The organism is Streptococcus sp. 27098_8_76, from assembly GCF_041432315.1.
Lineage (GTDB): Bacteria > Bacillota > Bacilli > Lactobacillales > Streptococcaceae > Streptococcus.
In genome coordinates, this window is the sequence record NZ_JAPVZI010000001.1 from 101,403 (window position 1) to 113,452 (window position 12,050).

Annotated in this window: 11 protein-coding genes and 1 other annotated feature; all 11 genes read left to right on the forward strand. The window is 39.8% G+C overall.

Translation table 11 applies throughout. The annotated features are described in order from the left end of the window. Positions 1 to 22 precede the first annotated feature (22 nt). Positions 23 to 2,719 carry a phosphoenolpyruvate carboxylase gene (ppc, locus tag O3636_RS00520; RefSeq protein WP_371641361.1) on the forward strand — a complete coding sequence of 899 codons (2,697 nt, stop codon included), beginning with the start codon at positions 23 to 25 and terminating at the stop codon, positions 2,717 to 2,719. Between the two features lie 95 nt (positions 2,720 to 2,814). Further along, positions 2,815 to 3,032 (forward strand) — a binding site (T-box leader). 112 nt (positions 3,033 to 3,144) lie between these two features. Next, on the forward strand, positions 3,145 to 4,140 hold the full coding sequence (gene trpX / locus O3636_RS00525; protein ID WP_371641362.1) for a tryptophan ABC transporter substrate-binding protein: 996 nt from the start codon (positions 3,145 to 3,147) through the stop codon (positions 4,138 to 4,140). Between the two features lie 75 nt (positions 4,141 to 4,215). Next, positions 4,216 to 5,082, forward strand: a complete 867-nt coding sequence (locus O3636_RS00530; protein WP_004238144.1) for an ABC transporter permease — start codon at positions 4,216 to 4,218, stop codon at positions 5,080 to 5,082. Continuing rightward, the gene (locus O3636_RS00535; protein ID WP_371641363.1) at positions 5,079 to 5,837 is read left to right on the forward strand and encodes an ABC transporter ATP-binding protein; all 759 of its coding nucleotides are present in this window, start codon (positions 5,079 to 5,081) and stop codon (positions 5,835 to 5,837) included. The genes O3636_RS00530 and O3636_RS00535 overlap by 4 nt, the downstream gene beginning before the upstream one ends. An 89-nt stretch (positions 5,838 to 5,926) precedes the next feature. Beyond that, the gene (gene dnaG / locus O3636_RS00540) at positions 5,927 to 7,687 is read left to right on the forward strand and encodes a DNA primase (protein ID WP_371641364.1); all 1,761 of its coding nucleotides are present in this window, start codon (positions 5,927 to 5,929) and stop codon (positions 7,685 to 7,687) included. Positions 7,688 to 7,689: 2 nt separating this feature from the next. Continuing rightward, positions 7,690 to 8,799: an RNA polymerase sigma factor RpoD gene (gene rpoD / locus O3636_RS00545; RefSeq protein WP_000201905.1), complete on the forward strand. Its 1,110-nt coding sequence runs from the start codon at positions 7,690 to 7,692 to the stop codon at positions 8,797 to 8,799. A gap of 14 nt (positions 8,800 to 8,813) precedes the next feature. Then, entirely contained in the window at positions 8,814 to 9,143 is a 330-nt protein-coding gene (locus tag O3636_RS00550) for a metal-sulfur cluster assembly factor (protein WP_000331921.1), read from the forward strand. Positions 9,144 to 9,258: 115 nt separating this feature from the next. Next, entirely contained in the window at positions 9,259 to 10,302 is a 1,044-nt protein-coding gene (gene cpoA / locus O3636_RS00555) for an alpha-galactosylglucosyldiacylglycerol synthase (RefSeq protein WP_371641365.1), read from the forward strand. A gap of 15 nt (positions 10,303 to 10,317) precedes the next feature. Further along, entirely contained in the window at positions 10,318 to 11,643 is a 1,326-nt protein-coding gene (locus O3636_RS00560) for a glycosyltransferase family 4 protein (protein ID WP_371641366.1), read from the forward strand. A 28-nt stretch (positions 11,644 to 11,671) separates the two neighbouring features. Continuing rightward, entirely contained in the window at positions 11,672 to 11,848 is a 177-nt protein-coding gene (locus O3636_RS00565) for a PspC domain-containing protein (RefSeq protein ID WP_025169691.1), read from the forward strand. Between the two features lie 58 nt (positions 11,849 to 11,906). Continuing rightward, on the forward strand, positions 11,907 to 12,041 hold the full coding sequence (locus O3636_RS00570) for a DUF4044 domain-containing protein (protein ID WP_000863859.1): 135 nt from the start codon (positions 11,907 to 11,909) through the stop codon (positions 12,039 to 12,041). The last annotated feature ends 9 nt before the right edge of the window (positions 12,042 to 12,050 follow it).

Below are 12,050 nucleotides of genomic sequence, written 5' to 3' on the forward strand. Positions count from 1 at the left end.
CTGATAGTGGAAAGGATTACCTATGTCTCTTCAAAAATTAGAAAACTATAGTAATAAAGCTGTCGTGCAAGAAGAAGTATTGATTTTAACAGAATTGTTAGAAGATATTACTAAAAATATGCTTGCCCCAGAGACTTTTGAAAAAATCATGAAGTTGAAAGAATTGTCAACTCAAGAAGATTATCAAGGATTGAACCAATTGGTTACTAGCCTGACAAATGATGAAATGGCTTATATTTCACGCTATTTCTCTATCTTGCCCCTTTTGATTAATATTTCAGAAGACGTGGATTTGGCTTATGAAATCAACCACCAAAATAATATTGATCAAGATTATCTTGGAAAATTATCAGCAACGATCAAAATGGTTGCTGAAAAAGAAAATGCGGTTGAAATTCTTGAACACTTGAATGTTGTCCCTGTTTTGACAGCCCATCCAACACAAGTGCAACGTAAGAGTATGTTGGATTTGACAAACCATATCCATACCCTCTTGCGTAAGTATCGTGATGTGAAATTAGGCTTGATTAATAAGGAAAAATGGCATAATGATCTCCGTCGTTACATTGAGATTATCATGCAGACAGATATGATTCGTGAAAAGAAATTGAAAGTAACCAATGAAATCACGAATGTTATGGAATACTACAATAGTTCATTCCTGAAAGCTGTTCCTCATTTGACTGCTGAGTACAAGCGTCTGGCTAAAAAACACGGCTTGGAGTTGAAACATCCTAAACCAATTACAATGGGAATGTGGATTGGTGGAGACCGTGATGGGAATCCTTTTGTTACAGCAGATACCTTGAAACAATCTGCCATGACTCAGTGTGAAGTCATCATGAACTACTATGATGAAAAGATTTACCAACTTTATCGTGAATTCTCTCTCTCAACCAGTATTGTCAATGTGAGCAAGCAAGTCAGAGAAATGGCTCGTCAATCCAAGGATAATTCTATTTACCGTGAAAAAGAGCTTTATCGTCGTGCCTTGTTTGATATTCAATCAAAAATCCAAGCAACAAAAACCTATCTGATTGAGGATAAGGAAGTTGGGGCTCGCTATGAAACGGCCAATGATTTTTATAAGGATTTAATTACTATTCGTGATTCCCTCTTGGAAAATAAGGGTGAAGCACTGATTTCTGGTGATTTTGTTGAGTTGATTCAGGCAGTTGAAATTTTTGGTTTCTATTTGGCATCTATTGACATGCGTCAAGATTCTAGTGTTCACGAAGCCTGTGTAGCTGAACTCTTGAAATCAGCAGGTATTCATTCGCATTATAGTGAACTAAGTGAAGAAGAAAAATGCCAGCTGCTTTTGAAAGAATTAGAAGAAGATCCACGTATTCTTTCTGCCACTCACGTTGAAAAATCAGAGTTACTTGAAAAAGAATTGGCCATCTTTAAAGCTGCTCGTAAGTTGAAAGATAAGTTGGGAGATGATGTCATTCGTCAGACCATCATTTCACATGCAACCAGCGTATCAGACATGTTGGAATTGGCTATCTTACTGAAAGAAGTAGGGTTAGTTGATAAAGAAAGAGCCCGTGTCCAAATCGTTCCTCTTTTTGAAACAATCGAGGACTTGGACCACTCAGAAGAAACTATGAGAGAGTACCTTTCTCTTACCCTTGCTAAGAAATGGATTGCTTCTCGTAATAACTACCAAGAAATCATGCTTGGCTACTCTGATAGTAATAAAGATGGTGGCTATCTATCATCATGTTGGACCCTCTACAAAGCTCAACAACAACTGACTGCTATTGGAGATGAATTTGGTGTTAAGGTTACCTTCTTCCATGGTCGTGGTGGTACTGTTGGTCGTGGTGGTGGACCAACTTATGAAGCCATCACCTCCCAACCGCTCAAGTCAATCAAGGATCGTATCCGTTTGACGGAGCAGGGTGAAGTAATTGGCAATAAATACGGTAATAAAGACGCTGCCTACTATAACCTTGAAATGCTAGTATCTGCAGCCATTAACCGTATGATTACGCAGAAGAAGAGCGATACCAATACATCCAATCGTTATGAAGCTATTATGGATCAGGTAGTGGACCGCAGTTATGATATCTACCGTGATTTAGTCTTTGGTAATGACCATTTCTATGATTATTTCTTTGAGTCAAGTCCAATCAAGGCTATTTCAAGCTTTAATATTGGTTCTCGTCCAGCTGCTCGTAAGACGATTACTGAAATTGGTGGATTGCGTGCTATCCCTTGGGTATTCTCATGGTCGCAAAGCCGTGTCATGTTCCCTGGCTGGTATGGTGTCGGATCAAGTTTCAAAGAATTTATCGATAAAAATCCAGAAAATATTGCTATTCTACGAGATATGTACCAAAATTGGCCTTTCTTCCAGTCACTTCTTTCAAATGTTGATATGGTCTTGTCAAAATCAAATATGAATATTGCTTTTGAATATGCCAAACTTTGTGAAGATGATCAAGTAAAAGCAATCTATGAGACTATTCTAAATGAATGGCAAGTTACCAAGGAAGTCATCTTGGCTATCGAAGGCTACGATGAACTCTTGGCGGAAAATCCATATCTAAAAGCAAGTTTGGATTACCGTATGCCTTACTTTAATATCCTCAACTATATCCAGTTGGAGTTGATTAAACGTCAACGTCGTGGAGAATTATCAAGCGATCAAGAAAAATTAATCCATACAACCATCAACGGAATTGCAACAGGATTGCGTAATTCAGGCTGATACCCATCAAACTTCCTCTTTTCCATAGGGGAAGTTTTTGATATTTCAAAAAAATGCTAAAAGAGTCTTGACAAGTAGTTAAAAAATGATATAATTTAACCATTCAGAAAAGTAATCATACAAACTTTTTAGAGAGTCTGTGGTAGCTGAAAACAGATAAGTGGTGATGATGAAAATTGGGCTGAATGTTATTTAGAATTTGAAATCATAAAAATTCGGTGAGCACACCTTACAGTGCATCTCGTTATTGCGAGACAGAGCGATAGGGAAATTCCCTATAATTGAGGTGGTACCGCGCATCGACGTCCTCACACAAGTTTTTTGTGTGAGGACTTTTTTGATGGAGGTTAGTATGGAAAGAAAACGATGGCGTCGCTTGTTTAGATAAGTGAAGTAGTTTAAAGGAATTAAAAAGGAGAAATAGAATGAAAAATAAACGTTTAATTGGAATTATCGCTGCATTAGCAGTCTTAGTAGCAGGAAGCTTGATTTACTCTTCAATGAATAAACCAGAAGCTAAGAATGAAAAGAAAGTTTCCAAAGTTGGTGTCCTTCAGTTTGTGAGTCATCCATCTCTTGACTTGATTTATAAAGGGATTCAAGATGGACTTGCTGAAGAAGGCTATAAAGATGATCAAGTTAAAATCGACTTTATGAACTCAGAAGGCGACCAAAGTAAGGTTGCGACAATGAGTAAACAGTTGGTTGCAAATGGCAATGACTTGGTTGTTGGTATCGCAACACCAGCTGCTCAAGGTTTGGCTAGTGCAACAAAAGATCTACCTGTTATCATGGCTGCTATTACAGACCCAATCGGTGCGAACTTGGTTAAAGATTTGAAAAAACCAGGTGGCAACATTACAGGGGTATCTGACCACAACCCAGCCCAACAACAAGTTGAACTCATCAAGGCTTTGACACCAAATGTGAAAACAATCGGAGCCCTTTACTCAAGTAGCGAAGACAATTCAAAAACACAGGTAGAAGAATTTAAAGCTTATGCTGAAAAAGCAGGTTTGACAGTGGAAACATTTGCAGTTCCTTCAACAAATGAAATTGCTTCAACAGTTAACGTTATGACTAGCAAGGTTGATGCTATCTGGGTTCCAATTGATAACACAATTGCTTCAGCCTTCTCAACTGTTGTATCAAGCAACCAATCAGCTAAAAAACCAATCTACCCAAGCGCAACTGCCATGGTAGAAGCAGGTGGTTTGGCATCCGTTGTAGTTGACCAACATGATCTTGGTGTGGCAACTGGTAAAATGATTGCTCAAGTTTTGAAAGGTGCAAAACCAGCTGATACTCCAGTTAATGTCTTTTCAACTGGTAAGTCAGTAATTAACAAAAAATTGGCACAAGAACTAGGTATTACTATTCCTGAATCTGTTCTAAAAGAAGCAGGACAAGTGATTGAATAATCTGTAATGGAGGAGTTGGGGACATCTCCTCCAATTTTTTACAATAGAAATCGTATAGAAAAGGTTAAGAAACAGATGATATTATCTATTATTTCTCAAGGATTTGTCTGGGCTATTTTAGGTCTGGGAATATTTATGACATTTAGGATTTTAAACTTTCCAGATATGACGACAGAAGGTTCCTTCCCTCTTGGGGGAGCTGTTGCTGTCACTCTGATAACCAAAGGTGTAAATCCCTTTTTAGCGACACTTGTTGCTGTAGGAGCAGGTTGTTTGGCTGGAATGGCAGCAGGCCTTCTTTATACAAAAGGGAAGATCCCAACCTTGCTCTCAGGGATTTTGGTGATGACTTCTTGTCACTCTATCATGCTTTTGATTATGGGACGTGCGAATTTAGGCTTGCTTGGAACCAAGCAAATCCAGGATGTTTTGCCTTTTGATTCAGATTTGAACCAACTCTTGACAGGTCTTATCTTTGTCAGTATTGTTATTGTTCTCATGCTCTTTTTCTTGGACACTAAACTCGGACAAGCTTACATTGCTACAGGTGACAATCCTGACATGGCTAGAAGTTTCGGGATTCATACTGGACGCATGGAGCTCATGGGCTTGGTTTTATCAAATGGTGTGATTGCCCTTGCAGGTGCTCTTATTGCCCAGCAAGAAGGGTATGCTGATGTATCTCGAGGAATTGGTGTCATCGTTGTGGGGCTTGCAAGTTTGATTATTGGGGAAGTTATCTTCAAGAGTTTGAGCTTGGCAGAACGTCTGGTTACCATCGTTGTAGGTTCTATCGCTTATCAATTCTTAGTGTGGGCAGTTATTGCGCTTGGATTTAACACAAGTTACCTTCGTCTATACAGTGCAGTGATTTTAGCAGTCTGCCTCATGATTCCAACATTTAAGCAAACCATCTTGAAAGGAGCCAAGTTAAGCAAATGACAGCAATTGTAGAATTAAAAAATGCAACCAAAGTCGTTAAAAATGGCTTTGATGAAGAAAAGATTATTTTAAATGATGTTTCATTAGAAATTTTTGAACAGGACTTTATCACGATTTTAGGTGGAAATGGTGCTGGGAAATCAACTCTCTTTAACACTATTGCAGGAACCTTGTCATTAACCAGTGGAACCATCCGTATTTTGGGTGAAGATGTTACCAAGTTTTCACCAGAAAAGCGGGCTAAGTATCTGTCTCGAGTCTTCCAAGATCCCAAGATGGGGACAGCTCCTCGTATGACAGTGGCTGAAAATCTCTTGATTGCCAAGTTTCGTGGGGAAAAACGTGGATTGTTACCAAGACGTCTGGCTAGCTATAAGGATGAATTTCAGTCAACCATTGAAAAAGTGGGAAACGGTCTTGAGAAACACTTGAATACACCGATTGAGTTCTTATCAGGTGGACAAAGACAGGCTTTGAGTCTCTTGATGGCAACCTTGAAGCGTCCTGAATTACTCTTGTTAGACGAGCATACTGCAGCCCTTGATCCAAAGACCAGTGTGGCCTTGATGGAATTGACGGATGAATTTGTCAAGAAAGACCAGTTGACAGCGCTTATGATTACCCACCATATGGAAGATGCTCTTAAGTATGGCAATCGCTTAATTGTCATGAAAGAAGGACGAATTATCCAAGATTTGAAGCAAGAAGAAAAAGCAAAAATGAAAATCTCTGATTATTATCAACTCTTTGAATAAAGTAGGGAAAATGAGTGAAATGGTTTACTTTTTTTCTGAAATAAAGTATACTATATAAAGTAAACTATGATAACATGGAGGTATTGTGTATGGTTGACAAACAAGTCATTGAAGAAATCAAAAACAATGCCAACATTGTGGAAGTCATAGGAGATGTGATTTCTTTACAAAAGGCAGGACGGAACTATCTAGGGCTCTGTCCTTTTCATGGTGAAAAAACACCTTCTTTCAACGTTGTAGAGGACAAGCAGTTTTATCACTGTTTTGGTTGTGGCCGCTCGGGTGATGTCTTTAAGTTCATCGAGGAGTACCAAGGGGTTCCCTTTATGGAGGCTGTCCAAATCTTAGGTCAGCGTGTCGGGATAGAGGTTGAAAAACCGCTTTATAGTGAACAGAAGCCAGTTTCTCCTCACCAAGCTCTTTATGATATGCACGAAGATGCTGCCAAATTTTATCATGCTATTCTCATGACAACGACCATGGGGGAAGAGGCCAGAAACTACCTTTATCAGCGTGGTTTGACAGATGAAGTGCTCAAGCATTTTCGGATTGGTTTAGCACCTCCAGAACGAAATTATCTCTATCAACGTTTGTCTGGTCAGTATCGTGATGAGGATTTCCTAGATTCGGGACTGTTTTATCTCTCGGATGCTAATCAATTTGTAGATACCTTTCACAATCGCATTATGTTTCCCCTGACAAATGACCAAGGAAAGGTTATTGCCTTCTCAGGTCGTATCTGGCAGAAAACGGATTCACAAACTTCTAAGTATAAAAATAGCCGATCGACTGCAATTTTTAACAAAAGTTACGAATTATATCATATGGATAGGGCAAAAAAATCTTCTGGAAAAGCCAGTGAGATTTATCTGATGGAAGGATTCATGGATGTCATTGCAGCCTATCGGGCTGGAATCGAAAATGCTGTTGCGTCTATGGGAACAGCCTTGAGTCGAGAGCATGTTGATCATCTAAAAAGATTGACTAAGAAGTTGGTCCTTGTATACGATGGAGATAAGGCTGGGCAAGCTGCGACATTGAAAGCGCTGGACGAAATTGGTGATATGCCTGTGCAAATCGTCAGTATGCCTGATAACCTGGATCCAGATGAGTATCTACAAAAAAATGGTCCAGAAGACTTGGCCTATCTATTAACGAAAACTCGTATTAGTCCGATTGAGTTTTACATTCACCAGTACAAACCTGAAAATAGTGAAAATCTGCAGGCTCAGATTGAGTTTATTGAAAAAATAGCTCCCTTGATTGTTCAAGAAAAATCTATCACTGCTCAAAACAGCTATATTCATATTTTAGCTGACAGTCTGGCGTCCTTTGATTATGCCCAGATTGAGCAGATTGTTAATGAGAGTCGTCAGGCGCAAAGGCAGAATCGTATGGAAGGGATTTCCAGACCGACGACAATCACTATGCCTGTCACCAAGCAGTTATCAGCTATTATGAGGGCAGAAGCTCATCTACTTTATCGAATGATGGAATCCCCTCTTGTTTTGAACGATTACCGCTTGCGAGAAGACTTTTCATTTGACACACCTGAATTTCAGGTCTTATATGACTTGCTTGGTCAGTATGGCAATCTTCCTCCGGAAGTTTTAGCAGAACAGACAGAGGAAGTTGAAAGAGCTTGGTACCAAGTTTTAGCTCAGGATTTACCTGCTGAGATGTCACCGCAGGAACTAAGTGAAGTAGAAATGACTCGAAACAAGGCTCTCTTGAATCAGGACAATATGAGAATCAAAAAGAAGGTGCAGGAAGCTAGCCATGTAGGAGATACCGACGCAGCCCTAGAAGAATTGGAACGTTTAATTTCCCAAAAGAGAAGAATGGAGTAATAATGGCAACAAAACAAAAAGAAGTAACAACATTTGATGTACAAGTAGCAGAATTTATCCGTAATCATAAGCAAAAAGGGACAGCAACAGATGATGAAATCAATGCTAGTCTTGTCGTTCCTTTTACCTTGGACGCTGATGGGATTGAAGATCTCTTGCAACGGATTCAGGACGCAGGAATTTCTATCACAGATAATGAAGGAAATCCAAGTGCGCGTGTTCTTAGTGCTGAAGAAGAACCAGAACTCAGCGATGAGGACTTGATTGGTTCAACTTCTGCTAAGGTTAATGACCCTGTCCGTATGTACTTGAAAGAAATCGGGGTCGTTCCTCTCTTGACCAATGAAGAGGAAAAAGAATTGGCACTAGCAGTTGAAGCTGGTGATATCGAAGCCAAACAACGTCTTGCGGAAGCCAACCTTCGTTTGGTTGTTTCTATTGCCAAACGCTATGTTGGCCGTGGTATGCAGTTCCTTGACTTGATTCAAGAAGGGAATATGGGCTTGATGAAGGCGGTTGACAAGTTTGACTATTCTAAAGGGTTCAAGTTCTCAACTTATGCAACTTGGTGGATTCGTCAGGCTATCACTCGTGCTATTGCGGACCAAGCTCGTACCATCCGTATCCCAGTTCACATGGTTGAAACCATCAATAAATTGGTTCGTGAACAGCGTAACCTCCTTCAAGAATTGGGTCAAGACCCAACACCAGAACAAATCGCTGAACGTATGGATATGACACCTGATAAGGTTCGTGAAATCTTGAAGATTGCCCAAGAACCAGTATCTCTTGAAACTCCTATTGGTGAAGAGGATGATAGCCACCTTGGGGACTTTATCGAAGATGAAGTGATTGAAAATCCAGTGGACTATACAACTCGTATCGTCTTGCGTGAGCAGTTGGATGAGGTCTTGGATACTCTTACAGACCGTGAAGAAAATGTTTTGCGTCTGCGTTTTGGGCTTGATGATGGTAAAATGCGTACCCTTGAAGATGTGGGTAAAGTATTTAACGTAACCCGTGAGCGTATCCGTCAGATTGAAGCAAAGGCTTTGAGAAAACTACGCCAACCAAGTCGTAGTAAACCGCTTCGTGATTTTATTGAAGACTAAGAGTGAGGATGAATATGGCTTATACAGAAGAGCAAATTGATAACATCAAAACACGCATTTTAACAGCCTTGGAAGAAGTCATCGACCCTGAGTTGGGAATCGATATTGTCAACCTTGGTTTGATTTATGAGATTCGTTTTGACGGCGACACTGGGCAAACAGAGATTGATATGACTTTGACAACTATGGGTTGTCCCCTAGCCGACCTTTTGACGGATCAGATTTATGATGCCATGACCGAGGTTCCAGAAGTAACGGATACTGAGGTCAAATTGGTTTGGTATCCAGCCTGGACTGTTGAAAAAATGAGTCGCTATGCACGCATTGCCCTAGGAATTAAATAAACATATAAAAGCATGTGAGAGACCGTTGGAAAAGTGAGGAAATTTCCCCCTCTTTTCCTCCAGTCTCTCCTTTCTTTTGCTGATTTTATTCCAAGAAAATGATATAATGGTAGTTATGGAAAAAAAGAAATTACGCATCAATATGTTGAGTTCAAGTGAGAAAGTAGCAGGACAAGGAGTTTCAGGTGCTTACCGTGAATTAGTTCGTCTTCTTCACCGTGATGCCAAGGACCAATTGATTGTTACAGAAAATCTTCCAATAGAGGCAGATGTGACTCACTTTCATACAATTGATTTCCCCTATTATTTATCAACATTCCAAAAGAAACGCTCAGGAAGGAAAATTGGCTATGTGCATTTCTTACCTGATACACTTGAGGGGAGTTTGAAAATTCCATTTTTCTTAAAGGGAATTGTGAAACGCTATGTATTTTCTTTTTACAACCGGATGGAGCACTTGGTGGTGGTCAATCCTATGTTTATCGAGGATTTGGTCGCAGCTGGTATTCCACGTGAAAAAGTGACTTATATTCCTAACTTTGTAAACAAGGAAAAATGGCATCCTCTTCCACAGGAAGAGGTAGCGAGACTGCGTACAGAGCTAGGTCTTAGTGACAATCAGTTTATCGTAGTAGGTGCTGGTCAAGTTCAGAAGCGCAAAGGGATTGACGATTTTATCCGTCTGGCTGAGGAATTGCCGCAAATTACCTTTATCTGGGCAGGTGGTTTCTCTTTTGGTGGCATGACAGATGGTTATGAGCGCTACAAGAAAATTATGGAGAATCCCCCTAAAAATTTGATTTTTCCAGGTATTGTATCGCCAGAGCGGATGCGCGAATTGTATGCCCTAGCGGACCTTTTCTTGTTGCCTAGTTATAATGAGCTCTTTCCGATGACTATCCTAGAAGCTGCTAGTTGTGAAGCTCCTATTATGTTGCGTGATTTGGATCTTTATAAGGTGATTTTGGAGGGAAATTATCGGGCGACAGCAGATAGAGAAGAGATGAAAGAAGCTATTTTGGAATATCAAGCAAATCCTACCGCCTTAAAAGATCTCAAAGAAAAAGCCAAGAATATTTCCAGAGAGTATTCAGAAGAGCATCTGTTGCAAATCTGGTTAGACTTTTATGAGAAACAAGCCGCTTTAGGGAGAAAGTAAAAAGTGAGGTAATCTATGCGAATTGGTTTATTTACAGATACCTATTTTCCTCAGGTTTCTGGTGTTGCAACCAGTATTCGAACCTTGAAAACAGAGCTTGAAAAGCAGGGACATGCTGTTTTTATCTTTACGACAACAGATAAGGATGTCAATCGTTATGAAGATTGGCAAATTATCCGCATTCCAAGTGTTCCTTTCTTTGCTTTTAAGGATCGCCGCTTTGCCTATCGAGGATTCAGCAAAGCGCTTGAAATTGCCAAACAATATCAGCTAGATATTATCCATACTCAGACAGAATTTTCTCTTGGCTTGTTGGGGATTTGGATTGCACGTGAATTGAAGATTCCAGTCATCCATACCTATCACACCCAGTACGAAGACTATGTGCATTATATTGCTAAGGGGCTGTTGATTCGTCCTAGTATGGTCAAGTACTTAGTCAGAGGTTTCCTGCACGATGTGGATGGGGTTATTTGCCCTAGTGAGATTGTCCATGACTTACTATCTGACTATAAGGTCAAGGTTGAAAAGCGGGTTATTCCAACTGGAATTGAATTAGCTAAGTTTGATCGTCCGGAAATCAAGCAGGAAAATTTGAAAGAACTACGTAGCAAATTAGGGATTCAAGATGATGAACAGATGTTGCTGAGTCTTTCCAGAATTTCCTATGAAAAAAATATTCAAGCAGTACTAGCAGCCTTTGCAGAAGTTCTGAAAGAAGAAGACAAGGTTAAACTGGTAGTTGCCGGGGATGGCCCATATCTGAATGACCTCAAAGAGCAAGCTCAGAAACTAGAGATTCAAGACTCTGTTGTCTTTACAGGGATGATTGCTCCTAGTGAGACAGCTCTTTACTATAAGGCGGCGGATTTCTTCATCTCGGCATCGACAAGTGAAACCCAAGGCTTGACCTACTTGGAAAGTTTGGCTAGTGGGACGCCTGTCATTGCACATGGAAATCCTTATCTGGAAAATCTTATCAGTGATAAAATGTTTGGAACCTTGTACTATGGAGAACATGATTTGGCTGGAGCTATTTTAGAGGCCTTGATTGCAACGCCAGATATGAATGAGCATACCTTATCAGAGAAATTGTATGAGATTTCAGCTGAGAACTTTGGGAAACGAGTGCATGAGTTTTATCTGGATGCCATTATTTCAAATAACTTCCAGAAAGATTTAGCAAAAGATGACACGGTCAGCCAGCGTATCTTTAAGACAGTTTTGTATTTACCACAACAGGTGGTTGCTGTACCGGTAAAAGGCTCTAGACGCATGCTGAAGGCTTCAAAAACACAGTTGATCAGCATCAGAGATTATTGGAAAGACCATGAAGAATAGAAAGAGGAATAGTATGAAAAAACAATTAATGAGAAGCGGTCGTGATAAAAAGATTGCTGGTGTTTGTGCTGGGGTAGCCCATTATTTTGATATGGATCCTACTATTGTTCGCGTAATATGGGGTGTTCTTGCTTTTGGTTACGGAGCGGGAATTGTAGCTTATATCATTTTATGGATTATCGCACCTGTAGCAAGTGACTATTGAAAACTAGCTGAATTCATGCTATGATAATAGAAAATAGAATGTAACGAAGGAGAAAAAAATGGCATTTGGGGATAATGGAAATCGTAAAAAAACTATGTTTGAGAAAATAACCTTGTTTATCGTGATTATCATGCTAGTAGCAAGTTTATTGGGAATTTTTGCAACTGCAATTGGTGCCCTCAGTAATCTATAAAATAGATTC